At 70.2% G+C, this 26,107-nt stretch carries 21 protein-coding genes; 8 read left to right on the forward strand and 13 right to left on the reverse strand.

What is annotated here, in order from left to right; translation table 11 throughout:
• The 4 genes from H4N64_RS01955 to H4N64_RS01970 form a co-directional block, all read right to left on the reverse strand.
• Positions 1–744 (reverse strand): IclR family transcriptional regulator, encoded by a 744-nt coding sequence (locus H4N64_RS01955; protein ID WP_186280299.1) that lies wholly within the window; start codon positions 742–744, stop codon positions 1–3.
• Positions 741–2,027, reverse strand: a complete 1,287-nt coding sequence (locus tag H4N64_RS01960) for an alpha/beta hydrolase family protein (RefSeq protein ID WP_222108425.1) — start codon at positions 2,025–2,027, stop codon at positions 741–743. The genes H4N64_RS01955 and H4N64_RS01960 overlap by 4 nt, the downstream gene beginning before the upstream one ends.
• Positions 2,024–3,361, reverse strand: coding sequence for an MFS transporter (locus H4N64_RS01965; RefSeq protein WP_336246618.1), 1,338 nt, complete (start codon positions 3,359–3,361; stop codon positions 2,024–2,026). The genes H4N64_RS01960 and H4N64_RS01965 overlap by 4 nt, the downstream gene beginning before the upstream one ends.
• A gap of 91 nt (positions 3,362–3,452) precedes the next feature.
• Positions 3,453–3,920 carry a MarR family winged helix-turn-helix transcriptional regulator gene (locus tag H4N64_RS01970; protein ID WP_260859504.1) on the reverse strand — a complete coding sequence of 156 codons (468 nt, stop codon included), beginning with the start codon at positions 3,918–3,920 and terminating at the stop codon, positions 3,453–3,455.
• A 110-nt stretch (positions 3,921–4,030) separates the two neighbouring features.
• On the opposite strand from H4N64_RS01970, the gene H4N64_RS01975 reads away from it, so the two are divergent.
• Genes H4N64_RS01975 through H4N64_RS01990 form a run of 4 tightly spaced genes read left to right on the forward strand, consistent with a single transcriptional unit; the run spans position 4,031 to position 7,800 of the window.
• On the forward strand, positions 4,031–4,948 hold the full coding sequence (locus H4N64_RS01975) for an SDR family oxidoreductase (RefSeq protein WP_186280301.1): 918 nt from the start codon (positions 4,031–4,033) through the stop codon (positions 4,946–4,948).
• Entirely contained in the window at positions 4,948–5,823 is an 876-nt protein-coding gene (locus tag H4N64_RS01980; protein ID WP_186280302.1) for an amidohydrolase family protein, read from the forward strand. The genes H4N64_RS01975 and H4N64_RS01980 overlap by 1 nt, the downstream gene beginning before the upstream one ends.
• Before the next feature lie 10 nt (positions 5,824–5,833).
• Positions 5,834–7,336, forward strand: a complete 1,503-nt coding sequence (locus tag H4N64_RS01985) for an acyl-CoA synthetase (protein ID WP_186280303.1) — start codon at positions 5,834–5,836, stop codon at positions 7,334–7,336.
• A gap of 8 nt (positions 7,337–7,344) precedes the next feature.
• Positions 7,345–7,800 carry a MaoC family dehydratase gene (locus tag H4N64_RS01990; RefSeq protein WP_186280304.1) on the forward strand — a complete coding sequence of 152 codons (456 nt, stop codon included), beginning with the start codon at positions 7,345–7,347 and terminating at the stop codon, positions 7,798–7,800.
• Here the strand turns inward: H4N64_RS01990 and H4N64_RS01995 are convergent.
• Genes H4N64_RS01995 through H4N64_RS02035 form a run of 9 tightly spaced genes read right to left on the reverse strand, consistent with a single transcriptional unit; the run spans position 7,791 to position 19,356 of the window.
• Entirely contained in the window at positions 7,791–8,615 is an 825-nt protein-coding gene (locus H4N64_RS01995; protein ID WP_186280555.1) for a PaaX family transcriptional regulator, read from the reverse strand. The genes H4N64_RS01990 and H4N64_RS01995 overlap by 10 nt on opposite strands.
• Before the next feature lie 30 nt (positions 8,616–8,645).
• Positions 8,646–9,494: a hypothetical protein gene (locus tag H4N64_RS02000; protein ID WP_186280305.1), complete on the reverse strand. Its 849-nt coding sequence runs from the start codon at positions 9,492–9,494 to the stop codon at positions 8,646–8,648.
• A complete protein-coding gene (locus tag H4N64_RS02005) occupies positions 9,494–11,161 on the reverse strand; it encodes a PHP domain-containing protein (RefSeq protein ID WP_186280306.1) in 1,668 nt (555 codons plus the stop codon). Before H4N64_RS02005 ends, H4N64_RS02000 begins: the two co-directional genes overlap by 1 nt.
• Positions 11,162–11,187: 26 nt before the next feature.
• Positions 11,188–13,026, reverse strand: coding sequence for a LamG-like jellyroll fold domain-containing protein (locus H4N64_RS02010; protein WP_186280307.1), 1,839 nt, complete (start codon positions 13,024–13,026; stop codon positions 11,188–11,190).
• A gap of 35 nt (positions 13,027–13,061) precedes the next feature.
• Positions 13,062–15,218, reverse strand: a complete 2,157-nt coding sequence (locus H4N64_RS02015) for a glycoside hydrolase family 2 TIM barrel-domain containing protein (RefSeq protein ID WP_186280308.1) — start codon at positions 15,216–15,218, stop codon at positions 13,062–13,064.
• The gene (locus H4N64_RS02020; RefSeq protein WP_186280309.1) at positions 15,215–16,054 is read right to left on the reverse strand and encodes a carbohydrate ABC transporter permease; all 840 of its coding nucleotides are present in this window, start codon (positions 16,052–16,054) and stop codon (positions 15,215–15,217) included. The genes H4N64_RS02015 and H4N64_RS02020 overlap by 4 nt, the downstream gene beginning before the upstream one ends.
• Before the next feature lie 14 nt (positions 16,055–16,068).
• A complete protein-coding gene (locus tag H4N64_RS02025) occupies positions 16,069–17,022 on the reverse strand; it encodes a carbohydrate ABC transporter permease (protein ID WP_186280310.1) in 954 nt (317 codons plus the stop codon).
• The gene (locus tag H4N64_RS02030) at positions 17,022–18,308 is read right to left on the reverse strand and encodes an extracellular solute-binding protein (RefSeq protein ID WP_186280311.1); all 1,287 of its coding nucleotides are present in this window, start codon (positions 18,306–18,308) and stop codon (positions 17,022–17,024) included. The genes H4N64_RS02025 and H4N64_RS02030 overlap by 1 nt, the downstream gene beginning before the upstream one ends.
• A gap of 22 nt (positions 18,309–18,330) precedes the next feature.
• On the reverse strand, positions 18,331–19,356 hold the full coding sequence (locus H4N64_RS02035; protein WP_186280312.1) for a PfkB family carbohydrate kinase: 1,026 nt from the start codon (positions 19,354–19,356) through the stop codon (positions 18,331–18,333).
• 138 nt (positions 19,357–19,494) lie between these two features.
• Between H4N64_RS02035 and H4N64_RS02040 the strand changes: the two genes are divergently transcribed.
• From H4N64_RS02040 to H4N64_RS02055, 4 genes are read left to right on the forward strand one after another with little or no spacing between them, the layout of a single operon-like run.
• The gene (locus H4N64_RS02040) at positions 19,495–20,259 is read left to right on the forward strand and encodes a DeoR family transcriptional regulator (protein WP_186280313.1); all 765 of its coding nucleotides are present in this window, start codon (positions 19,495–19,497) and stop codon (positions 20,257–20,259) included.
• Positions 20,256–21,596, forward strand: coding sequence for a family 4 glycosyl hydrolase (locus tag H4N64_RS02045; RefSeq protein WP_186280314.1), 1,341 nt, complete (start codon positions 20,256–20,258; stop codon positions 21,594–21,596). The genes H4N64_RS02040 and H4N64_RS02045 overlap by 4 nt, the downstream gene beginning before the upstream one ends.
• A 45-nt stretch (positions 21,597–21,641) precedes the next feature.
• Positions 21,642–24,683: an alpha-mannosidase gene (locus H4N64_RS02050; RefSeq protein ID WP_186280315.1), complete on the forward strand. Its 3,042-nt coding sequence runs from the start codon at positions 21,642–21,644 to the stop codon at positions 24,681–24,683.
• 2 nt (positions 24,684–24,685) lie between these two features.
• Positions 24,686–25,936 (forward strand): alpha-L-fucosidase, encoded by a 1,251-nt coding sequence (locus H4N64_RS02055; protein ID WP_186280316.1) that lies wholly within the window; start codon positions 24,686–24,688, stop codon positions 25,934–25,936.
• Positions 25,937–26,107: the final 171 nt, after the last annotated feature.

The following is a 26,107-nucleotide window of genomic DNA, read 5'->3' on the forward strand; positions in this document are numbered from 1 at the left end:
TCAGGGCCGCCACCCCAGCCCACGCGAGATCCCCCGCGCCGCGATCCGCACCGCCGGGGCCAACACCGGTACCTGGGCGTCGGCTTCGGGCACCACCACCGACACCGCCGCGACCACCGCGCCGCCCGGACCGCGTACCGGGGCGGCCACCGACAGGGCGTCGTCCGTGACCTGACGACTGCTCACCGCCACGCCCGTGCGGCGCACTTCGGCCAGTTCGCGGCGCAGACGGGCCGGGTCGGTGATGGTGTACGGGGTGAAGGACGCCAGTGGGCCGGTGCAGTACTCGTCCTGGCGGGCCGGGTCGTCGTGGGCCAGAAGGGCCAGGCCGACTCCGGTGGCGTGCAGCGGCCAGCGCGCGCCGACGCGGATGTGGACGCCGACCGCCGAGCGGCCGGAGAGCCATTCGATGTAGACGACCTCGGTGCCGTCGCGCACCGCCAACTGCACGTTCTCGTGGGTCGCTTCGTACAGATCCTCCAGATACGGCAGCGCGACCTGCCGGAGGGCGAGGCCGCGAGGTGCCAGTGCCGCGATCTCCCACAGCCTGAGTCCCACGTGGTAGACGCCGCAGGAGTCCCGCTCCAGGGCGCCCCACTCGGTCAGGGCGCCCACCAGGCGGTGTGCGGTGGTCAGGGTCAGCCCGGCCCGCCGGCTGATGTCCGTCAGGCTCAACGCCGGGTGCTCGTGGTCGAACGCGGCGAGCACGGACAGCAGCCGGTCGGGCGCGGAGCGAGGGGTCATGGCCGGGCGTCTCCCGGGTGGGCCAGGTCGTAGGGGCGGGGGTAGGGGGTGGGCCGGTAAGCGGCATAGCGGGCGTCAGTGGTCGGATCCTCTTGCTGGGCAAGGGAGTTGAGCGATCCCGGTGCCACGTCCCAGCGGCCCGTGTCCAGCCGGTTCTCCAGCGTCCGCAGGGCGCCCACCATCTCGCCCGGGGTGAATGTGCAGTGGCCCGGCGCGTCCACGTAGGCCTGCGCCAGCAGTTGGCCCGCGCCTGCCGCGGTGGCGGCCCTGCGGTAGGCACTCTCCGACTGTACGGGGATCAGGGTGTCGCCGGTGGTGTGGATGTTCAACTGGGGGTCCGAGAGGCGGCCCTTGAAGACGCTGGTGTCGCTCATCCACCGTACGGCCGAGGCGTCGGCGGTGATGCGGGGTGCGCGGTTGAGGGCCTTGAGGTCGGCGCGCAGCGCTACTCCCGCCTCCTTGTAGAGCTCGGTCACCTCCTTGTAGAGGGGCGAGCGGTGGAGCATCGCCGTGTAGTCGACGCCCGTGTTCCAGGACGGGTTCCCGCCCGCCCTGCTCTCCGCTTCCTGGCGCCAGCTGAAGGCGGGGAATTGGATGAGCCCTGGTACGGCGTCGCCGGGGATGTTGTGCAGGGCCGCCGCGAGGGCGATGCGGGCCCGGCCCTCCGGGCTCTCCTGAGCTGCCGTGACGTCCGCGGTGAGCGTCTGCGCGGCGCCCTGCGCCTCGGCCTGGTCCGCGAAGCCGGTGAGCCGGACGTCCGAGCCGAGCAGGGTGTTCAGCGCGAACACCGGGTCCAGCGTGCTGTTCCAGTTCGCCACCCCGCCCTGCACCAGGCCGCACATGGAGAGCGAGCCGTCGAAGCGGTCGGCGTGCCGTTCGGCGAGGGTGGTCGTGACCAGTCCGCCGTAGGACGTGCCCCACGCCAGGGTCCGGTCGGCCTCGCTGAACTTCTCCGTGAAGACGTCGAGCGTGGCGAGTTGGTCGGGTACGGCGTCGGTCACGGCCCAGCCGGTGGTGGCGTAGGAGGAGCCGATGAGCGCGTATCCCTGGTCCAGGAGCTTGTCCCGGGTGGCCGAATCGGGTGCGTTCTGGGGCGGGTTGGGCCAGCCGGCGGCCCGGTAGCCGTGGCTGTAGAGCAGGACCGTGCCGTTCCAGTCCGCGGGGACGTCCATCAGGTAGGCGGCGCCCGAGGGGAGTTCGCCCTCCAGGTGGGTGTCGGAGGCGGGCAGTGCGGCGGCTGTGGTGAGGGTGACGGCCAGCGCGACGACGACCAGGGTTCTCAACGGGGTGTCCCTTCCGGAGTGGGGGTCGCGGAACGGGCCGGGGCGGGTTCCAGGGCGTCGGTGTGGGTCTCGCGGATCCGCCACACCGTCAGGGCGGTGATCGCCGCGCCGCCGCACAGCAGCAGCGAGATAGGGGTACTGCCGCCGCCGTTCGAGGCGAGCAGGCTGCTGGCGATCAGCGGGGAGAAGCCCGCGCCGAGCAGGGTGGCCGCCTGATAGCCGAGGGAGGCGCCGGTGTAGCGGACCCGGGTGCCGAACATCTCGGTGAGCAGGGCGCCCAGCGGGCCGTACATCGTCGACTGGGCCACGCCGTGACCGAGGGCGAGGGCGAGGATCAGCAGGCCGGGGGAGCCGGAGTTCACCAACGCCAGGACCGGGAAGGCGAGCGCGGCGGAGGCGATGGCGCCGGTCAGGACCACGGGGCGGCGGCCGACCTGGTCGGACAGGGCGGAGGCCGCGGGCAGGACCAGCAGGGCGACAGCGGAGGCGACGGTCACCGCGGTGAGCACCTGCGGGCGGCTGTAGCCCTCGTCGACGGCGTACGTGATCATGAAGCTGGTCAGCAGCGACTGTGCGGTGAAGGCGCCGATGCCGACACAGGCCGCCAGCAGCACCGGCTTCGGCCGCCGCAGCACCTCCAGTACGGGCGGCTTCTCGCGCGGCTCGGGCTTGGTGAACAGCGGGCTCTCGGCGACCTTGAGGCGGACGAACATACCGACGGCGAGCAGCACGACGCTGAGCAGGAACGGCACGCGCCAGCCCCAGGAGCGGAAGTCGTCGTCGGGCAGGGCGGCGACGGCGGTGACTACTCCGGCCGAGAGCAACGAGCCGAGCGGGGCGCCGAGTTGGGTGAAGCTGGACCACAGTCCGCGCCTTGCGCCCTGGCTGTGCTCGGCGTGCTCGACGACCATGAGGGTGGCGCCGCCCCACTCACCGCCGATCGCGATGCCCTGCACCAGCCGGAGCAGGACCAGCAGCACGGGCGCCCAGACACCGATGGCGTCGTAGGTGGGCAGCAGACCGATCAGGAAGCTGCCGCTGCCCATCAGGAGCATGGTCAGCAGCATCATCGACTTACGGCCGACCCGGTCGCCGAAGTGACCGAAGAGGATGCCGCCGAGCGGTCGGGCGACATAGCCGGCGGCGAAGGTGCCGAAGGCGGCGATCGTGCCGACGGCGGGGTCGGCGCCGGGGAAGAACAGATCGCCGAAGACGAGCGCGGCGACCGTGCCGTAGACGAGGAAGTCGTAGAACTCGACGGCGGTGCCGAGCAGGCCGGACAGCGCGACTCTGCGCAACTGCCGGGATTCTGGGGAGAGTTGGGTTGGCTGCACGATGGGCTCCCTGGGGGACGGTGCCTGATGCCTCCGTGAAGTTAGGCAGTAGTCGTGCAGCCGTCAATCATTTGCACAACATTCGCCTTCGTCAGGTCGGTCCGTCCTGGACGATCCGCAGGAGCAGGGCGTGCAGGGTCTCGCGCTCGGCCGGGTCGAGCGGATCCAGGAGCTCGTTCGTCACGCGCAGGCCCGCCTCGTCGATGTCGCGCAGGAAGGCGCGGCCGGGATCGGTCAGGACGACGATCCGGCTGCGGCGGTCGTCGGGGGAGGGGCGGCGCTCGGCGAAGCCCGCCTTCTCCAGGTCGTCGACCAGGCCGACGATCGCGCTCGGGTCGTAGCCGAGGCGGGCGCTCAGCTCGCGCTGGAGGGCACCCTCGCAGGTGGCGAGGAAGCGCAGCACCGCGTAGTGGCGCAGGCGCAGTCCGGACTCCTGGAGGCAGGAGTTGAACAGCTGCCCGGAGCGCAGGCCCAGTCGGTAGAGCAGATAGCCGGTGTCCGCGTGCAGTTCGCGCATCCACGGCTCGTTTGCGTCGATCGGGGTGGTCTTGGTGTCCATGGCCCCAGTCTTTCGCACCCGGCGGTCGGCGACAACTATTGACGTCACCAATTATTGCTCTTAGCTTCTATCTCCACGTCGCACACCTCCCGACCTGAAGGGACTCAGCCGTGCCCAGCATCGATCTCACCGGCAAGGCCGCCGTCGTCACCGGCAGCGGCCGGGGCCTCGGCCTCGCCTACGCGCACGCCCTGGCCGCCCACGGGGCCTCGGTGGTCGTCAACGACCTCGACGAGGCCGTCGCCGAACAGGCCGCGAAGTCGATCCGCGAGGCGGGCGGCACGGCCGTCGCCGAGGCGGTCGCGGTCGGTACGACCGAGGCCGCGGACCGGCTCGTCGAGCGTGCCGTGGCCGAGTTCGGGCGGCTCGACGCGCTGGTCACCAACGCCGGCATCCTGCGCGACAAGGTGCTGTGGAAGATGACCGACGACGACTTCGACGCCGTGGTCACGACCCACCTCAGGGGCACCTTCACCTGCGCCCGCGCCGCCGCCGTCCGGATGCGCGAGCAGGGCGAGGGCGGCAGCCTGATCCTGGTCGGCTCCCCGGCCGGGCAGCGCGGCAACTTCGGCCAGACCAACTACGCGGCGGCCAAGGCGGGCATCGCCGCCATGGCCCGTACCTGGTCCATGGAGCTGGGCCGCGCGAACATCACCGTCAACGCGATCGTGCCCGTCGCCGCGACCGCGATGACCGAGACCATCCCCGCCTTCGCGCCGTACATCGAGGCCATGCGGAACGGGGACCCGCTCCCCGACTTCCTCCGCAAGGGCGAGGGCTTCGGCACCCCCGAGGACTGCGCGGCACTCGTCCCCTTCCTGGCCTCCGCGGCGGCCCGCTCGGTGACCGGCCAGTGCATCGGCATCGGCGGCGACAAGGTGGCACTCTGGTCGCATCCGCAGGAGATCAGCACGGCCTACGCCGACGGCGGCTGGACCCCCGACACCCTCGCCGACGCCTGGCCCGCCTCGGTCGGCGCCGAACTCCAGACGGTCGGCATCCCGGCACCGAAGCTCCCGGAGGCGTGATGGACCTGGACAAGCTGGTCGCCATCGATGTCCACACCCACGCGGAGGTCTCCTCCCGGGGCCACTCCTCGCTCGCCGACGACCTGCACGCCGCCTCCTCGGCCTACTTCAAGGTCGAGGGCAAGCGGAAGCCGACTCTTGAGGAGACCGCCGCCCACTACCGGGAGCGGAACATGGCCGCCGTGATCTTCACGGTGGACGCCGAGTCCGCGACCGGCACGGCACCGGTCCCGAACGAGGAGGTGGCCGAGGCCGCGGCGGCCAACTCCGACGTCCTCATCCCCTTCGCCTCCATCGACCCCTTCCGCGGCAAGGCGGGGATCAGACAGGCGCGCCGGCTGGTCGAGGAGTATGGCGTGAAGGGGTTCAAGTTCCACCCCAGCATCCAGGGCTTCTTCCCCGACGACCGCTCGGTGGCCTACGGCCTCTACGAGGTGATCGAGGAGACCGGCACGATCGCCCTGTTCCACACGGGACAGACCGGGATCGGCGCCGGAGTGCCGGGCGGCGGCGGAATCCGGCTGAAGTACTCCAACCCGCTGCACATCGACGACGTCGCCGCCGACTTCCCGCATCTGAAGATCATCCTGGCGCACCCGTCCTTCCCCTGGCAGGACGAGGCCCTCGCCGTCGCCACCCACAAGCCGGGCGTGCACATCGACCTGTCCGGCTGGTCGCCGAAGTACTTCCCGCCGCAGCTCGTGCGGTACGCCAACACACTGCTCAAGGACAAGGTCCTCTTCGGCTCCGACTTCCCCGTCCTCACCCCCGACCGCTGGCTCGCCGACTTCGCGAAGCTGGAGATCAAGGACGAGGTCAGGCCGAAGATCCTCAAGGAGAACGCCGCCCGTCTGCTCGGGCTGACCAAACCGTAAGGGGTGCCCGATGCGCAACGAGGGAACCGGGTCATGGCCCGCACGCCGGGCCCGCAAGACCCCGCACCGCACCGCCCTGATCCACGGCGACACCAGCTTCACCTACGCCGAGCTGTACGACCGCACCACCCGCCTCGCCCACGCCCTGCGCGCCCGGGGCCTGCGCCGCGGCGACCGTATCGCCTACCTCGGCCCCAACCACCCCTCCTATCTGGAGACCCTGTTCGCCGCGGGCACCCTCGGCGCGGTCTTCGTCCCGCTCAACACACGCCTGGCCGGACCCGAGATCGCCTATCAGCTCGCCGACTCCGGCGCGAAGGCACTGATCCACGGCCCTTCGCACACCGGGCTCGTCGCGGGACTGCCGGGCAGCACGGACGTACGTACCTATCTGGAGGTCGGCGAGGAGTACGAGGCCGTCCTCGCGTCGGCCTCGGACGACCCCGTCGACGAACCCGTCGCCCCCGACGACACCTGCATCATCATGTACACCTCGGGCACGACGGGGCGCCCCAAGGGCGCCATGCTCAGCCATGGCAACCTCACCTGGAACGCGATCAACGTCCTCGTCGACACCGACCTGATCACCGATGAACGCGCCCTGGTCTCCGCCCCGTTGTTCCACACGGCCGGCCTGAACATGCTGACGCTCCCGGTCCTGCTGAAGGGCGGCACCTGTGTCCTGGTCGAGTCCTTCGACCCGGACGCCACCTTCGAGCTGGTCGAACGGCACCGGATCAGCTTCATGTTCGGGGTGCCGACGATGTTCGACCAACTGGCCCGGCATCCGCGCTGGGCGGACGCCGATCTGTCCTCCCTGCGGATCCTGACCTGCGGCGGCTCCCCGGTGCCGACCCCGCTGATCGCCGCGTACCAGGAACGCGGGCTGACCTTCCTCCAGGGCTACGGCATGACCGAGACCGCGCCCGGCGCGCTCTTCCTGGATGCCGAACACGCGGTGAGCAAGGCGGGTTCGGCGGGTGTGCCGCACTTCTTCAGCGATGTGCGGGTGGTGCGCCCCGACCTGACTCCGGCCGACGTCGGCGAGACGGGGGAGGTGGTCGTGCGCGGGCCGCACGTCATGTCCGGCTACTGGGGGCTGCCCGAGGAGAGCGCCGCCTCCTTCGCGGACGGCTGGTTCCGCAGCGGGGACGCGGCCTGCATCGACGAGGACGGCTATGTGTTCATCGTCGACCGCATCAAGGACATGATCATCTCCGGTGGGGAGAACATCTACCCCGCCGAGATCGAGGACCTGCTCCTCGCCCACCCGGACATCGTCGAGTGCGCGGTCATCGGCGTGCCCGACGACAAGTGGGGCGAGGTCCCGCGCGCGGTCGTGGTGCCCCGCGAGGGCGCCACGCTCGACCCCGACGACATCCTCGCCTCCCTCTCCGGCCGCCTCGCCAGATACAAGATCCCGAAGTCGGTCGTCCTCGCGGACGAACTCCCGCGCACCGCCTCCGGAAAGCTCCTCAAGTCCCGTGTCCGCAATCGGTACGGCAACAGCTAAGGAACCCCATGAGCATCACCGTGAACGGCCTCGACGAACTGAAGAAGCTGGCCGGCAGCGACCTCGGCACCAGCGAGTGGATCGAGGTCACCCAGGAACGCATCGACACCTTCGCCGACGCCACCGGCGACCACCAGTGGATCCATGTGGACCCCGAGAAGGCCGCCGCCGGACCCTTCGGCGCCCCCATCGCCCACGGCTATCTCACCCTCTCCCTCTTCATCCCCCTGTTCACCGAGCTGCTCGACGTCCAGGGCGTCACCACGAAGGTCAACTACGGCCTGAACAAGGTGCGTTTCCCCTCGCCGGTGAAGGTCGGCTCGCGGATCCGCCTGGTCGGAAGGCTCGCCGAGGTCGATGAGGTGCCCGGCGGGGCGCAGATCACCGTGGACGGCACGATCGAGATCGAGGACGGCACCAAGCCGGCGGCGGTGCTGCAGAGCCTGTCGCGGTTCTACGCCTGATCCTCGCGCACCGGCACCAGGTCGAGAAGGCGCTCGGCCGCGGCGTCCGCGAGCGGGGTGAGCCGCTCGTGGACCGCCCGGAACGTCTTCTCGGCCCGGTCCGCCGGCCAGCCCTCCGGCAGATGGCGGACCGGCAGCCGGGGATCACGGCGGATCAGCCGCAGCCACTCCGCCTGCAGCCGCAGGCGCAGGGTGAGCGCGTCGTCCGGGTCGGGGGCTTGTGTCTCCCACGGCTGCCAGCGGTCCACGAACGCGTCGTAGCGGGCGGCCAGTTCGGACAGTTCCCAGGTCTCCTCGATCATCGCGCCGATGTCCATGCCGGTGTCCGCGTGGGCGCGGAAGACCTTCACATGGGCGGACAGGCCGAGTTCGGCGACCAGGGACGACACATCGACCTCGCCGGGGGCGAGCCACAGGCCGTTGAACAGCGGTCCGAAGCCGCTCCAGGTGAGCTGGGAGCGCAGATCGTGGCGCTGGCGCTGCCAGGACTCGGGGAGCGAGAAGCCGAGCAGGGTCCAGGTGCCGTCCCACTGCCGGTTGACGGCGCCGGTGTGCCAGATCCTGCGCTCGCCGTCGCGCAGTACGGCCGTCGAGCGCTCCGTCAGCCCGAAGTACATACGACGGCCCTCGCGCTGGCGGCGCAGCAGACCCCGGTTCACCATCCGGGTCAGCGTCGAGCGCGTGGCCTGCTCGCCGATCCCCGCGCGGGCGAAGACATCGATGACGCAGCCCGAGTACACGCAGACGTCCCGGCCGAGCACCTGCTCGCCCAGGAACGTCAGCATGAGGGACTGGGGCCGCAGCGACTCTTCCATGGTCACGCGGCCCACCGTACCTCTGGTGGATCAGTCCGTGACCTGGCGGTACGAGTAGACGCTCGTCGACACCGCGCACACGCCGGGCTGGATCACCTCGGCGCGCAGGATGCCGCTCTTCGTGTCGTAGTCCACGCCCTCCGTCTCGAAGGTGCCCGTGCACAGGCTGCGCTGCGGCAGTGCGAACAGGGCCTTCACCGCGCCGGTGATCGGCTGACCGTCCAGCTTGCGGGGCAGGTCGACCTGGAGGAGGGGGCGGATCTCCGGGAAGAGGGAGCCGGTGGCGTCGTTGGAGGCGCACACCAGACGGGTGTCGGTGATGAAGTCACAGCCCTGGATGTCCCGTACCGGCTTGTCCAGGGTGATCTGCCAGGCCTCCTTCAGATCGCCGCCGGTCGGCGGTGTGGACGGATTGAGCAGCGGGGTCGGGAAGACCTGGAGGCGGTTCTGGTCGCCCCACTCGCCCGACACCATCCACTGTCCGTCCGGCGAGACGGTCGCGAAGGAGTTGTTCAGCTTCTCGCCCGGGTTGAGCCGATGCACGTACTCGTAGCGCTTCCCGGCCGGGGTGGTGACCGCGAACATCTTGGAGGTGGCCGTGTCCGGGCCCTGGTAGGCGTCGAAGACATGCCCCTGGGCGATGTCCGGGTCGCCGACGTGGTTCCAGCCCTTGATCCGCAGGGACAGCGGGATGTCCACCAGACCCCGGTACAGCAGCGAGCCGTCGGCCCGGCTGGCGAGCCCCTGCCCGCCGCCCAGGGTGTCGGTGTACGCCGTGCTGGTCTCCTCCCAGTGCGGGTCACCGGCCGCCGAGGCGGTCCCGGCGCCCACCGCGAACGCACCGAATAAGGCGGCCAGGCACGCGAGTTGACGCTTCATCAAGCACCCTTCACGTCGACGAATATCGGGTTGGAATAGAACCACGTATCGGCCCACGGGTCACCGTTGCCGGGCTCGTGCACGATCGGCCCGTGCGGGTCGACCGACGCGCCGAGGTACCCGGCGCCGTTCCGGTTGCCGTCGCTGCCGCGCAGACGGACGTAGAAGGACTCGTCCCCGGCGACGAGCGGGACGCGCAGGGTGTACGTCCCCTTGCGGCCGCCGACGTCGCTGGTGTGGACGACCTTGGTGTCGGGCGCCCGCCAGTCGTCCCGGTCGGCCGCCGGGCCGCGCACCGCGCCCCGGATGACGTCCACATGCGCCAACTCGGGCAGGATTCCCTGGGGGTTGGGGCGGGAGGCGCTGGTCACCGTGATGCTGAGGGTGAGCCGCTCGCCCTTGCGGACGCGGAGGCGGCCGCCCAGGGTGACGCCCCGGCCGAGGTCGCAGTCCCGCTTCAGCCGGACGTCGAGCCCGTCCAGCAGATGCCCGTGGTCCAGCCAGACGCGGCCCGCGCGCAGGCCCGCCATCACGGAGCGGTAGCCGTAGCGGGTGACGCCGACGTGGGTGCGGGAGAACTGGCCGGGCCAGAAGTCGCTGCCGGGCTGCGGGGAGTCGGTGTTGACCGGGTCGGGCAGCCTGCCGGTGTTGTCGAAGTTCTGGCCCGGCTGCCAGTCGCCGTTCTTCCAGGTGTCGAAGACGATCCGATGGGCGTCGGAGTTGGTGGTGATCGAGAACAGGCTGCCTTCTGCCAGCATCGAGTCCCACAACCCGCCGACGGTCGCCGTCGCCCAGTCGAAGCCGCCGTACGTCAGGTAGCCGTCCGTCGGGTAACCGGCGAAGGAGTTGGCGGACGGCTTGTTCTCGTACTCGCCGCGGATGGAGGTCGTGCCGCGCCAGCCGGGGATGGCCGCGCCCTGGGCGCCCGGCGCGCCCTCCATGCCGATCATGATCTCGGGCGCCGCGTCCCGCCAGTTGCGCATCTCGTGCGGGGAGTCGATGCCGAGCCGCATGGGGTGGTTGGCGAGGACCAGGACGTCGTCGATGTAGCCCGTGCGCCGCTGTTCGGCCAGCCACTGGATCGCCTTGACGGCGTGGGCCTCGTTGCGCGCCGTGTTGGGGTGGCCGGGGGCCCCGTCGGTGTAGCCGAGCAGCTTGCCGTCGTAGGTGCTCTCGAACTTCGTGAGCAGCTCGACCTCGTTGGGGCCGGGCGCCGTGAAGACCGTGCAGTGCTCGGCGGCCGGGATGTACCACTCCAGGCCCTGGAAGATGAGCTGGCGCGGGTTCTCGGCGCGGGCCTTGAGGATCTCCTCGTGCTCCAGCGGGGCGCCGTACTTGGCGTGCCCGAAGTTGGAGTGTTCGGTGAACACCATCCAGTCCAGGCCGTACTTCGCACCCGCGGCGGCCAGTTGGGAGAACGTGTACTTCGCGTCGTGGCTGTACACGGTGTGGATGTGATGGTCGCCGACGAGATAGGCGAGGCGCGGGTCGTCGCCGCCGAGGGAGCGTTCGGAGGCGGACGCGGGGACGGCGGCGGCACCGAGGGCGAAGGCGGCGCCGAACAGGCCCGCGCCGCGCAGGAGTCCACGCCGGGACAGGCCCTGCGGGTCGAGCGACTCGGGGGAGACGGACGGGTCGGCCCAGGCGGGCAGCTGCTGGTCGTTCATGGGAGGTCTCTTTCGCAAGGGTGGTGTCAGTGGTTCATGAACGACGTGACGGGCAGCGCCCGTCCGACGATCCGGACGTCGCCGAGCCGGCCGTAGAGGATCTGGTCGATCTTTCCGCCGTACTCGTAGCCGCCGAGCAGCCAGGGCAGGCCGACCGTGGTGAGGCCGATGGCGGGGGCGTGCGGGTTGCGGGCGACGGGGCAGCCCTGGACGTACATCGTGGTGTGGGTGCCGTCGTTGACGACGGCGAGGTGCCACCACTTCTCGGGGGCCGTCTCGTCGCCCCAGTTGGTGGCGATGCCCTGCTGGTTGAGCGGGCGGACGGCCCACTGCGGGCCGGGTCCGTCGGAGAGCGAGAGGGTGGCGAGCGGCTCGTCCGGGTCGCCCTCGGTCCTGCCCGCCGCCCCGCCGGTGCCGGTACGGCCGATCAGTCCGGCCCAGGCGTTGCGGGACGCGGTCCAGTCGGCCGGGAGCCAGTAGAACGCCTCGATGGTGTAACCGGCCTTGAGGGTGGCCGAGTTGAGGGGAGCGCCGTCGATCGTGCGGAGGTAGGCGCCCTTCAGCGGGGGCTTGCCGCCCCGGAAGTACAGGCTGCCGTGGCCCGGCTGGTCGGGGTGGTGGGCCGTGGACCAGGTCAGGTCGGAGTCGCCGACCCTGACCACCGTCAGGTCGTTGCCGTTGCCGGACAGGTCACGGACCGTGCCCTCGACCGGCGCGCCCTCCTCGTGGCCGTCGAACCGCCAGTAAGCGAGCGTGCCGCGCACCAGCATCTCGGCGGCCGGCCGGGCCGGGCGCTCGGGTATCGGCGCGAACCCGGCGAAGCGCTCGGCGAAGTCGATGTCGACGGAGAACCGGTCCGCGTCACCGGACAGCTCCATCTCCTGCCGCTCCAGCTCGTTCAGTCCCTTCGAGGCCCGGCCCAGGATCCACGGCGAGAGCGTCTCGACGTCGATCGTGTTCCGGTCGAGGTCGAAGTGGTAGAGGCGGATCATCGCGGCGCCGCCGTAGTAACGGTTCTGATAGTTCGTCAGGTGCAGATGGACGTCGTTCCCTGCGGTGTTCTTGCGGACCGCGCGGGCGGCCGGCCAGTAGTGGCCGTTGAGGGTGAGGAAGATCTGGTCGTGGTCCTTGACCAGCTTGTCCCACAGCTGCTGGCCGTAGGAGGACAACGCGTCGTCGCCGTGGACGAGTTCGTGCGTGGTGAGGATGACCGGGGTGCTCGGGTGCTGGGCGATTACGTCCTTCGCCCAGGCGTAGCCCTTCTCCGACAGCCGCCAGTCCAGCGCCAGGACGAGCCATTCGCATCCGGCCGCCTTGAAGACGTGGAAGGTGTTGTAGCCGTCGGGGGAGGCCCCGCCGAAGGTCGGCTTTCCGGCGAAGCGGTCCGGGCCGAAGGTGTCCAGGTACGGAGTCGCACCGCGCTGGTCGTTCGTCGAGGAGCGGACGTCGTGGTTGCCCGCGAGGACGCTGTAGCCGACGCCCCGCCGGTCGAGCAGCTCGAACGCCTCGCCGATCGCGTCGCATTCGGCCTTGGCGCCGTTCTCCGTCAGATCGCCCAGGTGGGAGAGGAAGACGACGTTGTCCTCGCGCCCGTGCTCCAGCAGATAGCGCAGGGAGGCCTCGACCGGCGCCGCGTTGATGCTCGGTCCGTCGAAGAGGTACTGGGTGTCGGGCATCACGGCGAGCGTGAAGCGGCGGCTCTCGGTGTCGGGCCGCCGGTCGCGCTCGACTGCCGCCGCTTCGGCGACCGTTGGGAGCGTGACGGCGGTGGCCGCGGCGCCGATCAGCGCGGTGGCCCTGAGGAAGTTGCGTCTGCCGGCGTTCGCGCGGGCAGACTCCTGCCCAGGCTCGTGCGAGGTGCACACATCGTCTCCGATGAGAGTTCCGTGACGGGAGGGATTCAGAGGGCGCGCAGGGTCCAGGTCCAGCGGTGGACACCCGGGGGGATCAGATAGGAGGCCGAGGTGTCCGGGCCGCACGAGGCGGTGCCAAGGTCCCGGTGAGCCGCGTCGATGTGCACCACGCACTCGGAGCGCGGGACCAGTTCGTCATGGTGGGCGGCGGCGGTGAGGTCGGCGGCGCGGTATCGGTTCACCGAGACCTGCCGGGGCTCGTCGAGCCGTACCGCGAGACCCGTGGCATCCGGCGCCGACAGCGTGAGATGCCGTACGCCGTGCCGGCCGTCGCTCTCCTGCGGGCGCAGAAAGGGCGTGAACAACTCGTCCACCGGCACCCGATGATGGCCCACGGGTGCTCCCGCGCTGCGGTCCGGGTACGACTCCCAGGGGCCCTGCCCGAACCACTCCAGCAGGTCGAGCCCCGGCACCGTCTCGAAGACCGAGCCGACCCGGGCCACGTCGGCGAAGGACTCGGGCAGCTCGGCCGACTCCTCGATGCGGACCCCGCCCTGGACGGGAGTGAACGTCTGGACGTGGCGGACGACGCCGACCGTGCCCGCGTACTGCGCGTGCACGGTCACCCGGCCGTCGTCCTCGCGCACCGACACGACCTTGCGGACCAGTGCGTCGAGGCCCCAGGTCCGCCAGCGCGGTGCCATGCCACCGAGTTCGTCGTTGTCGGTGGGCGCGCGCCACAGCGACAGGGTGGGGGCCGCGGTCAGCAGCGGATGGACCAGCAGACCCTCGGCGTCGACCTCGACGGGAGGACCGCTCGTGACGGTCGCCTCCCGTGGAGCCGGTGCCGCCCGCAGCCGGAGTTGGGGCGTGCACACCTCGGTGCCGCGCGGTCCCCATGGCTCGTCGTCCTTCGTGGTCACCCGCAGTGTCACCCAGGCCTCACCACCGTCCTGAGGCAGCTCGAACGGCAGCGGCACCGCCGCCGTCTCGCCGGGCCGGAGATCGGGCAGCTCGGCCGGAGCGGTCAGGGTGCGGCCGTCCGCGAGTGCCAGCTCCCAGCGGGCCTCCAGCCAGTCCAGGCCACGGAAGCACTGGTGGTTCTGCACTACCAGCCCCTCGTGGCGGAAGGAGTGCAAGAGCACCGGCGCCGCGATCTCCCGGTGTTCGTACATCACGGGCTTGGGCGTGCGGTCGGGGAGGACGATGCCGTCGGCGATGAACGCGCCGTCGTGGATCGCCTCGCCGAAGTCGCCGCCGTACGCCCAGCGAAAGCCGGGCGCGGCGACACCGTTGTCGTACAGCCCGGCGCCGGAGCGCCCGGCGGGTCTGCCGTCTGTCACGCGCTGCAGAATTCCGTGGTCCCAGAACTCCCAGATGAAGCCGCCCTGAAGACCCGGCGTTGACTCGATGGCGGCCCAGTGGTCGGCGAGCGTGCCGTTGCTGTTGCCCATGGCGTGCGAGTACTCGCACTGGATCAGCGGTCTGGTCTGCTCGCCGGAGAGCGCGTGGGCGACACAGTCCTCGATCGGCGCGTACATGGGGCATGCGATGTCGGAGACGTCGTCCGTCGCCGCCCAGTCGAGTCTGGCCGCGCCCTCGTACTGGATCGGCCGTGCCGGATCGTGCCGGCGCACCCAGCCCGCCGCCGCGTCGTGGTTCGCCCCGTAGTCGGACTCGTTGCCCAGCGACCAGATGATGACCGAAGGATGGTTCTTGTCCCGCAGCACCATCCGCGAGACGCGGTCCACGAAGGCGCCCAGATAGCGCGGGTCGTCGGCGATCTCATGCGCGTGGTCGTGCGACTCGATGTCCGCCTCGTCGACGACGTAGAAGCCGAGCTCCGCCGCCCCGACCTGGAGCACGATCCGCCGCCCGGCCCACTCGGCGGGCACCTTCACCTCCCGCTCGTACACCCCCGTCGGATTGGCCACGGGCGACGAGGGCGGGTACTCCGCGAACGGCATGCGGACGTTCGTGTACTGCGGGAGGTCGTCGGTGTCCTGGAGGGTCCAGGCGCCGGGGACGTACGAAGTGGACCAGACGTCGCTCAATGCGGCGTCCGGCGACGGCAGCAACTGGAAGCGCCACTCACCGTCCAGTGACATGGCGCCGGTCCGCCGGTCGACCGCGGACATCGGAAGCCGCCCCCAGGAGGTCACCTCGGGTGCCTCCCAGGGGCGGAGCGCCAACAGGGCGTTCATCCGCGCACGGCCCCCTTGGCGAGGTCGCCGATGATCTGCCGGGCGCCGATGGCGAAGACGATCAGCAGCGGGACGAGGGCGAGGAGCGCGCCGGTCATCACCATGCCGTAGTCCGTGGTGCCGTGGGTGCCGTTGAGTTGGGACAGTGCGACCTGCAAGGTGACATTGTCCGGGTTGGTCAGGGCGATCAACGGCCAGGCGTAGTCGTTCCACTGGCCCATGAACGTGAAGATGCCGAGGAAGGCGAGGCCGGGCCGGACGACCGGGAGCGCCACATGCCAGTACTGGCGCATGAAGCTCGCGCCGTCCAGCCTGGAGGCGTCCAGGAGTTCGTCGTGGATGGCGCTCCTCATGTACTGGCGCATCCAGAAGATGCCGAACGCGTTCGCCGCGGCCGGGACGATCAGTGCGGTCATCGAGCCGATCCAGCCGAGCTTGGCCATGATGACGAACTGCGGGATGGCGGCCAGCTGCGCCGGCACCATGAAGATCGCCATCATCAGCGCGAAAAGCAGCCGCCGCCCCGGGAACCGGAACTTGGCGAAGACGAACGCGGCCAGCGAGTCGAAGAACAGAACCAGAAAGGTCACTGAGGTCGCGACAAGGAGCGAGTTGAACATCGACCCGAAGAAATCGATGTTGTCGAGGAGATGGCGGACGTTCTCCAGGAAGTGCGTGCCCGGCAGCAGCTTCGGCGGATAGGAGAAGATCTCGGTCGACGTGTGCGTCGACATGATCACGGCCCAGTAGAACGGGAAGGCCGACAGCAGCAGACCGATGACGAGGACCGCGTGCAGGGCGATGCCCCGGCGCCGGGAGCCCTTGATGGATGCCATGGTGACCGGCCTTCCTATTCTTCGCCCCGGCGCTGCACCAGGCGCCAGTTGATGATCGAGAAGATGACGACGACGAGGAAGATGCCCCATGCCACGGCGGCGCCGTAGCCGAAGTCGTTGTTGTCGAAGGTCTGCTGGAAGAAGTAGAGGACCATGGTCCGGCCCGCGTGGTCGGGGCCGCCCGAGAACGTCGACTCGTTCGCCGTGGTCTGCAGCAGCACCTGGGGCTCGGCGAAGCTCTGCAGGCCGGTGACCGTCGAGACGACGAGCACGAACAGCAGCGTCGGCCGCAGCAGCGGCAGGGTGACCCGGAAGAACGTCTGCACGGGACCGGCGCCGTCGATGCGGGCCGCCTCGTACAGATCACTCGGGATCGTCTGGAGCCCGGCGAGGAAGATGATCGCGTTGTAGCCGGTCCACTGCCAGGTCATCAGGGTGGCGATGGCGACCTTGATGCCCCACGGAGTGTTCAGCCAGGCCACCTGATCCAGGCCGACGGCCTGCAACAGGGCGTTCATCAGGCCGAAGTTGGTGGAGAAGATCGAGCCGAAGACGATCGCGACGGCCACGATCGAGGTGACGTTCGGCAGGAAGTACGCGAAGCGGTAAACGTTCTTGAAGCGGACGGCGGAGTTGAGCATCACGGCCGTGACCATCGCCAGGAAGATCATGGGGAAGGTCGCGAGCGCCCAGATGACGATCGTGTTCCCGATCGACTGCCAGAAGTCGCTGTCGGAGATCAGGTACTGGTACTGCGACAGGCCCGCCCACTCCATGGAGCCGAGGCCGTCCCAGCGGTGGAAGGAGAGATAGAGCGAGAAGCCGACGGGGATCAGGCCGAAGGAGAGGAAGAGGAGATAGAAGGGGGAGATCGCGGCGTAGAGGTGCCAGTACGTGCGGAAGCCCGTCTTGGGCCGGGTGGGGGTGGGCTGTGCGACCGCGGGCGGGGTCTGTTCGATGACGGCCATCAGTAGGTCACCCCCAGGTGGTCCGCGATGCGCCGGCACTTGCTCATGGCGTCACTCCAGGCCTTGTCCGGGTTCTTGCCGAGGACGCCGACGTTCTTCATCTCGTCCTTGATGGGCTGTCCGAGCGCCACGTCGTAGGGGCTGTTGTAGGCGACGGGGATCTGCTCCGCCGCCGGTCCGAAGACATCCATGGTGATCTGACCCCCGAAGAACGGGTCGGGCTCACGCAGCTTCTTCATCTCGTACGAGGCCGGCGTCGACGGGAACAGACCGGCGTCGACGAAGCCCTGCGCCTGGTTGGCCGGGTTCAGCATCCAGGTGATGATCTCGAAGGCCCGCTCCGGCTCCCGGCACGCCTTCGTGACGGACAGGAACGAGCCGCCGTTGTTCGCCGGTCCGCCCGGCATGGCGGCGACGCGCCACTTCCCTGCGGTCTTCGGCAGCCCGAGCTTGAGGTCGCCCGCCGCCCAGGAGGCCCCCAGTTGGCTGGGCAGCAGGCCTCTCTCGGTGGCGGCGTTGAAGTCCGGGGTGCCGTTGACGATGTCGGAGATCAGCCCGCGCCGCTTGGCCTCGACAGCTCGGTCCCAGGCGGTGCGGATGTGCTCCTGGTCGCCGATGAAGTGGTCGTCCTTGTCCACGTACCGCTGGGTGCCCTGGTTGACGGAGTTCTCGTAGACGGCGAGGACGTCGACGAGCAGACAGGTGCCGGGTATGCGCTTCCTCAGCCGCTCACCGGCCGCGAAGAACGCCTCCCAGGTGCCCATCTCGCGGGAGACGTCGTCGGGCTCGTACGCCAGCCCTGCCTTCTCGAACACCGCCGGCTGGTAGTAGTGCGCGAGCGGACCGCAGTCGATCGGGAAGCCGATCATCGAGCCGTCGTCGGCGATGGCCTGGTCCCACTTCCAGGACAGGTACTGGCTTTTCAGCCGGTCCGCGCCCAAGGTCCGCAGATCCACGAACTGGTCGGCGTTCGGCAGATACGAGGCCATGTCCTCGCCCTTGAGCCCCGCGATGTCGGGGATGTGGGCTCGTCCCGCCATCGTGGTGATCAGCTTGGAGCGGTAGTAGCCGCCGATCTGCTGGGCCTTGAGGGTGACGGAGCTGTCGTAACGCGCCTTCGCGTTCTCGACGACCGTGTCGCTCAGGCCGCCGCTCCAGTACCACAGCACCATGTTCCGGCCCGTGGAGCCGGTCGGTACGGCACAGCCGGTCGCCAGACCGCCCAGTGCCGTGGCGGCCGTACCGGCCAGGCCCGCGCGCAGCAGGCCTCTTCGTGAGAGCCGCACAGCTCCCACCGCCTTTCGGGATTCACGTACCAAGGGGGATGTTCGGGGGAGTGACGGGGGCGTGGCGGACCGGCGGTCCCGGGTCCGGCGGCAGCCGGTCGGCGAGAAAGCCGTACGAGCGCCGCAGTCCGGGATCGTCGAGCGCCTGCCACCAGCGGTGGACGCCGTACCAGCCGGGCGCGGCGAGCGCCCCGCCGTGCCGCCCTACGGACAGACCGGCGGCCAGCACCGCGAACCTCAGCCGCTCCGCGAGCGGCCAGCCGCCGAGCGAGGCCGCGACGAAGCTCGCGCCGAAGACGTCCCCGGCGCCCGTCGCGTCCAGGACATCGATGTCGAGCGCGGGGACCTCGGCGAACTCGCCGGTGGTCTGGTCGACGGCCACCGCGCCGTCGCCGCCGCGGGTGACCACGGCCACCGGCACCAGTTCGGCGAGCGTGCCGAGCGCCGCGAGGGCGCTGTCGGTGCGGGTGTAGGCCATCGCCTCGGTCTCGTTGGGGAGGAAGGCATGGCACAGGGCGAGCTGGTCGAGCAGGCTCGCCGGCCACCGCTGGGTGGGGTCCCAGCCGACGTCGGCGTAGATGAGCGTGCCGTTCGCGGCCGCCTTGCCGATCCACTCGCGCGGTTCGGATTCGAGGTGCACGAGCGCGGTGCGCGCCTCGGGGGGATCGCCCATCAGCGCGTCCTGCGAGTACGGCGGCTCCTGGCCGTGGGTGACGAGGGCGCGGTCGGCGCCGTAGGCGAGGGAGACGGTGACCGGGGTGGGCCAGCCGGGGGCGGTGCGCGAGAGGGCGAGGTCGATGTGCTCCTGGCCGGCGAGGACGTCACGGCAGTGGGTGCCGTAGAAGTCGTCGCCGAAGACCGTGGCCAGGGAGGTCCTCAGGCCGAACCGGGAGGCGGCCACCGCCAGGTTGGCGATGCCGCCGGGGCTGCTGCCCATGCCCTCGGTCCAGATCTCCTCGCCGGGCGTCGGCGGCTTGCCGAGCCCGGTCAGGACGAGGTCGTAGAAGAGCAGCCCGGTCAGCAGCACATCGGGCCGGTCGTCGTCCACGCGCGCATCCCTTCGCCGGGAGTTCGTCAAAACTCTTCATTTCAGTGACCGGAATCGTGCGCCGCTCGGCGACATTGGTCAATACCCAAGCAGAACTGAGCATAGAAATGATTGAAGATGACGAGTAGTGTTCATGCCGTGCTGGCAGAACGACGACATCAACTCATCCTGCGGGCCCTGCGCTCCGGCGGGCCCGCGGCCGTGACGGACCTGTCCGAGCAGCTCGGCGTGAGCCCCGCCACCATCCGGCGTGACCTGCTCAAACTGGAGGAGGAGGGCCTGCTGACCCGGGTCCACGGCGGCGCGGTCGTGGAGGAGGGCGACCAGCCGTTCGCGGAGGTCGCCGAGGTCCGTGTGGCCGAGAAGGACGTCATAGCGGAACGCGCCGCCGCGATGATCAAGGACGGTCAGTCGGTGCTGCTCGACATCGGCACCACCGCCTACCGGCTGGCCCGGCAGCTGCACGGCCGCCGCATCACCGTGATCACCAGCAATCTGGTGGTCTACGAGGAACTCGCCGACGACGAGGGCATCGAGCTGGTCATCCTCGGCGGCATGGTCCGCCGCGAGTACCGCTCCCTGGTCGGCTTCCTCACCGAGGACAATCTGCGCCAGTTGCACGCCGACTGGCTCTTCCTCGGCACCAGCGGGGTGCGTCCGGGCGGGCAGGTGATGGACACGACCGTGGTCGAGGTGCCGGTCAAGCGGGCCATGATCGCGGCGAGCGACAAGGTCGTCCTGCTGGCGGACTCGGCGAAGTTCCCGGGTACGGGTATGGCGAAGGTCTGCGGTCCCGAGGACCTGGACGTGGTGGTGACGAACGCTCCCGTGGACACGACGACCCGGGCCGCCCTGGAGGAGGCCGGCGTCGACGTGGTCGTGGCAGGAAAGGTGCAAGCGTGAAGCTGACGATTCTGGGCGGCGGCGGATTCCGGGTGCCGCTCGTGTACGGGGCGCTGCTCGGGGACCGGGGCGAGGGGCGGGTGACCCGGGTCGTGCTGCACGACCTGGATCCCCAGAGGCTCTCCGCGGTCACCCGCGTGCTGGCCGAACAGGCCGCCCAGGTCCCCGACGCCCCCCGGGTGACCGCCACGACGGACCTCGACGAGGCCCTGCGCGGCGCCGACTTCGTCTTCTCGGCGATCCGCGTCGGCGGTCTGGAGGGCCGTGCCAACGACGAGCGGGTGGCGCTCGCCGAGGGTGTGCTCGGACAGGAGACGGTGGGTGCCGGTGGTATTGCATACGGCCTGCGGACCGTACCGGTGGCTGTCGACATCGCCCGGCGCGTGGCCCGCCTCGCGCCCGACGCCTGGGTCATCAACTTCACCAACCCCGCGGGCCTGGTCACCGAGGCCATGTCCCGCCACCTCGGCGACCGCGTCATCGGCATCTGCGACTCACCGGTCGGCCTCGGCCGCCGTATCGCCCGTGTCCTCGGCGTGAAGAACCCGGCCGAGGCGTGGATCGACTACGTCGGCCTCAACCACCTCGGCTGGGTCCGCGGCCTGCGCGTCGCCGGCCGCGACGAACTCCCCCGCCTGCTCGCCGACCCCGCCCTGCTCGGCTCCTTCGAGGAGGGCAAGCTCTTCGGCCCCGACTGGCTGAAGTCCCTCGGCGCGATCCCGAACGAATACCTGCACTACTACTATTTCAACCGCGAGGCCGTACAGGCCTACCAGGAGGCCGAGCGGACCCGCGGCGCCTTCCTGCGCGACCAACAGGCCCGGTTCTACGACGAGATGACCGACCCGGACGCCCAAGCCCTGGCCTCTTGGGACCGTACCCGCGCCGAGCGCGAGGCCACGTACATGGCCGAGAACCGGGAGACGGCGGGCGTCGGCGAGCGCGACGCCGACGACCTCTCCGGCGGCTACGAGAAGGTCGCCCTCGCCCTGATGCGGGCCATCGCCCGCGACGAGCGCACCACCCTGATCCTCAACGTCCGCAACCAGAGCACCCTGTCCGTCCTCGACAACGATGCCGTCATCGAGGTCCCCTGCCTCGTCGACGCCAACGGCGCCCACCCCGTCGCCGTCGACCCGCTGCCCGACCACGCCACCGGACTCGTCTGCTCGGTCAAGGCCGTCGAGCGCGAGGTGCTCGCCGCCGCCGAGTCCGGCTCCCGTGCGACGGCCGTGAAGGCCTTCGCCCTGCACCCGCTGGTCGACTCGGTGAACGTCGCCCGCAGGCTGGTCGACGGCTACACCGCGGTCCATCCTGGCCTCGCGTACCTTGTGTAAGCCCTCGTGTAAGCGCTTTCCCCCGTTCGTTCCCTGGAGACTTTCATGCACGACGAACGCCGACGTATCGAGGAGCGCGTCGAGCGCCTCCACAGCCAGCGCATCAAGCCCGCCCTCTACGCGGCCACCGCGCCCTTGGCGGTCGAGGCATGGCAGGCGCCGGGCGAGCCCGTCCCCTTCGAGGAGGCGGCGGCAGCCTCCTACGCCCCGTTCGCCATGGACACCCCCTGGGGCCCGCCCTGGGGCACGACCTGGTTCCGGATGCGCGGACAGGTGCCCGCCGAATGGGCGGGCAGGCGCGTCGAGGCGGTCATCGACCTCGGCTTCGTGGGGGACTGGCCCGGCAACCAGGCCGAGGCCCTGGTCCATCTGACGGACGGCACCCCGCTGAAGGCGGTCAACCCCCTCAATCAGTACGTCCCGATCGGCAACCCTGCGACCGGTGGCGAGCAGATCGACTACCTGGTCGAGGCGGCCTCCAACCCTGACATCCTCGCAGGCGACTTCGCGGGCCCGACCCCGCTCGGTGACGTCCTGACCGCAGGGGACAAGCCGCTCTACACCTTCAAGCGCGCCGACCTCGCCGTCCTCGACGAGGAGGTCTTCCACCTCGACCTGGACATCCAGGTGCTGCGCGAACTGATGCTGGAGCTCGGCGAGCACGACCCGCGTCGGCACGAGATCATGCACGCCCTGGACCGGGCGATGGACCTGCTCGACCTCGACGACATCTCCGGCTCGGCGGCCGAGGTGCGCGAGGCCCTGAGGCCCGTGCTGTCCAAGCCCGCCCACGCCAGCGCCCACATCGTCTCCGGCGTCGGCCACGCGCACATCGACTCCGCCTGGCTCTGGCCCATCCGCGAGACCAAGCGCAAGACGTCCCGGACCTTCTCCAACGTCACCGCGCTGGCCGAGGAGTACGACGACTTCATCTTCGCCTGCTCACAGGCCCAGCAGTACGAGTGGGTGCGCGACAACTACCCCAAGGTGTGGGCGCGCATCCAGGAGTCGGTGAAGAAGGGGCAGTGGGCGCCGGTCGGCGGCATGTGGGTCGAGTCCGACGGCAACCTGCCCGGCGGCGAGGCCATCGCCCGCCAGCTGATCCACGGCAAGCGGTTCTTCATCGAGCACTTCGGCATCGAGACCAAGGGCGTGTGGCTGCCGGACTCCTTCGGCTACAACGCGGCCTACCCGCAGCTCGCCAAGCTCGCGGGCAACGAGTGGTTCCTCACCCAGAAGATCTCCTGGAACCAGACCAACAAGTTCCCCCACCACACCTTCTGGTGGGAGGGTATCGACGGCACCCGGATCTTCACCCACTTCCCGCCGGTCGACACCTACAACGCCCGCTTCAGCGGCGTGGAGATGGCCCGCGCGGTCCGCAACTACGCCGAGAAGGGCGGCGCCACCCGCTCGCTGGCCCCCTTCGGCTGGGGCGACGGCGGCGGCGGCCCCACCCGCGAGATCATGGAACGGGCCCGCAGGCTTGCCGACTTGGAGGGCTCGCCCAAGGTCGTCGTGGAACACCCGGACAACTTCTTCGCCAAGGCCCGCGAGGAGTACCCGGACGCCCCGGTCTGGGTCGGCGAGCTCTACCTTGAGCTGCATCGCGCCACCTACACCACCCAGGCCCGCACCAAGCAGGGCAACCGGCGCAGCGAACACAAGCTGCGCGAGGCGGAGTTGTGGGCGACGACGGCCGCGCTGCACGCGCCGGGCCATGTGTACCCGTACGAGAAGCTGGACCGGCTGTGGAAGACGGTGCTGCTGCACCAGTTCCACGACATCCTGCCCGGGTCGTCGATCGCCTGGGTGCATCGGGAGGCGGAGGCCGAATACGCCCGTGTCGCCGAGGAGTTGGAGGCGCTGACGGCCGAGGCGGTCGCGGCGCTGGGCGCGGGGCAGACCCGGGTCTTCAACACCAGCCCGTTCGAGCGGCACGAGGTCGTGCGCGACCGGGACGGCAACACCGCGTTCGTGCGGGTGCCCGCCAGCGGCAGCGCGCCCCTCGCGCCCGCCGAGCCCGCGCGGCCGGTGACCGTCGAGGGCCGCGTCCTCGACAACGGCCTGGTGCGCGTGGAAGTGGCCGAGGACGGAACCCTGTCGTCCGTACGGGACCTGCGAGCAGATCGCGAAGTCCTCGCCGACGCGGGCAACCTGCTCCGCCTCCACACCGACCTGCCCAACTACTGGGACGCCTGGGACGTCGACAAGCACTACAAGAACCGCTACACGGACCTGCTGGACGCCTCGGAGATCACGGTCGTCGAGCAGGACCCGCTGATCGGCGCGGTCCGGGTCGTGCGGTCCTTCGGCAAGGGCTCCACCATCACCCAGACGATCACCCTCCGTGCGGGCAGCCCGCGTATCGACTTCGAGACGGACATCGACTGGCACGAGGCCGAGAAGTTCCTCAAGGCGGGCTTCCCGATCGACATCCGGGCCCCGCACTCCTCCGCCGAGATCCAGTTCGGCCACATCCAGCGGCCCACGCACACCAACACCAGCTGGGAGGCGGCCCGCTTCGAGGTCTCGGGCCACCGCTGGGTGCACCTCGGCGAACCCGGCTACGGCGTCGCCGTCATCAACGACTCCACCTACGGCCACGACATCTCCCGCACGGTCCGCGAGGACGGCGGTACGACGACCACGGTCCGCCTCAGCCTGGTCCGCGCCCCGCGCGTGCCCGACCCCGAGGCCGACCAGGGCAGGCACCGCTTCACCTACTCCCTCCTGCCCGGCGCGAGCATCGAGGACGCCGTCGCCGAGGGCTACGCCCTCAACCTGCCGCTGCGCGTGGCGGACGCGGCCGGCGCGCCCGAACCCGTGGTCTCCGTGGACGGCGAGGGCGTGACGGTCGAGGCGGTCAAGCTCGCCGACGACCGCTCCGGCGATGTCGTCGTACGGCTCTACGAGTCCCGCGGCGGCCGCGCCCAGGGCGTCCTGCGCCCCGGCTTCCCGCTGGCCGGCGCCCAGGTCACCGACCTCCTCGAACGCCCGCTCTGCGAGGCGGAGATCGCCGACGGCGCCGTACGCGTCGAACTGCGCCCGTTCCAGATCCTCACCCTGCGTCTGGCGAGGAGCTAGCCGTGCCGATACCGCCCTGGTTCCCCGACGCCAAGCTGGGGATCTTCGTCCACTGGGGGATCTACGCCGTGGACGGCGTCCAGGAGTCCTGGTCGTTCTACGACGACATCGTGCCCTACGACCGGTACCTCTCCCAGCTCGACCGCTTCACCGCCGATCGGTACGACCCGCGCGCCTGGGCGAGGCTCTTCGCCCGGGCCGGCGCCCGGTACGCCGTGCTCACCAGCCGCCACCACGACGGAGTCGCCCTGTGGGACACCGCCCACGGCGAGCTGAACGTGGGCCGCGACCTGATCGCCGGTTACGCCGACGCGCTGCGCGAGGAGGGCCTGAAGGTCGGCCTGTACTACTCGCACTCCGACTGGAGCCACCCCGACTACGCCTCCACCCGCAAGCCGGGCCGGCCGCCGGAGCAGGAGGACAACCGCTACTCGGAGGTGGCCGCCGAGTTCGAGGACCTCGCGGCCTGGGAGCGGTACATCGCCTACCGGGACGGCCAGATCCGCGAACTCACCTCCCGCTACCGGCCGGACCTGATGTGGTTCGACGGTGAGTGGGAGCGCAGCGAGGAGCAGTGGCGCATCCCCGAACTGGCCGCGCTGATCCGCTCGGAGGTCCCGGACGTCGTCCTCAACGCCCGCATGCTGAGCGAGGGCGACTACGCGACCCCCGAGCAGGGCGCCCCGCTGATCCCGCCGGACGGGCCCTGGGAGCTGTGCCTGACGATCAACGACTCCTGGGGTTTCCAGCACCACGACCACAACCACAAGTCGCTCGGCCAGTTGATCCGCTACTTCACCGAGACGATCGGCGGAGGCGGCAATCTCCTCCTCGACGTCGGCCCGCGCGAGGACGGCACCATCCCGGCCGAACAGGCCGAGCGTCTGGAGGGACTCGGGGCCTGGATCGGCCGGCACGCGGACGCCGTGTACGGCACCGTGCGCGGGCTGCCCGCCGGGCACCACTACGGGCCGAGCACCCTCTCGGCGGACCGGCGCACCCTGTATCTGACCCTGTTCGACATCCCGCGCGCCGAGATCGGGGTGCGCGGCCTGGTCAGCGAGGTGCGCCGGGTCACGGTCCTCGGCAGCGGCCGGGAACTGCCCCACCGGGTCATCGGCGGACTGCACGAGGCCCCCGGCGTACTGTGGATCGACCCGCCCGCCGCGGCCGACCTCGACCCCTACGCGACGGTCCTCGCCGTCGAGCTGGAGGGGGAGCTGGAGCTGTACCGGGGGTCCGGACGGTCCTGATCGTGGAAGGATTGTGCCGGGAACTTCCATGAAGATTTAAGGAAGCGGTAAAGCGCCAGGTCACGGCCGGAATCCGGGACTCCGCGACCATGGCGCTTTGCCTCACGGACACCTGGAGTTTCCCTTCTGCCTCTGGGATACGGAGGCAAGGAGTAAGAGAAAGGTGTGACG

Origin of the sequence: Streptomyces cupreus (genome assembly GCF_014257025.1) — a bacterium.
GTDB classification, from domain to species: domain Bacteria; phylum Actinomycetota; class Actinomycetes; order Streptomycetales; family Streptomycetaceae; genus Streptomyces; species Streptomyces cupreus.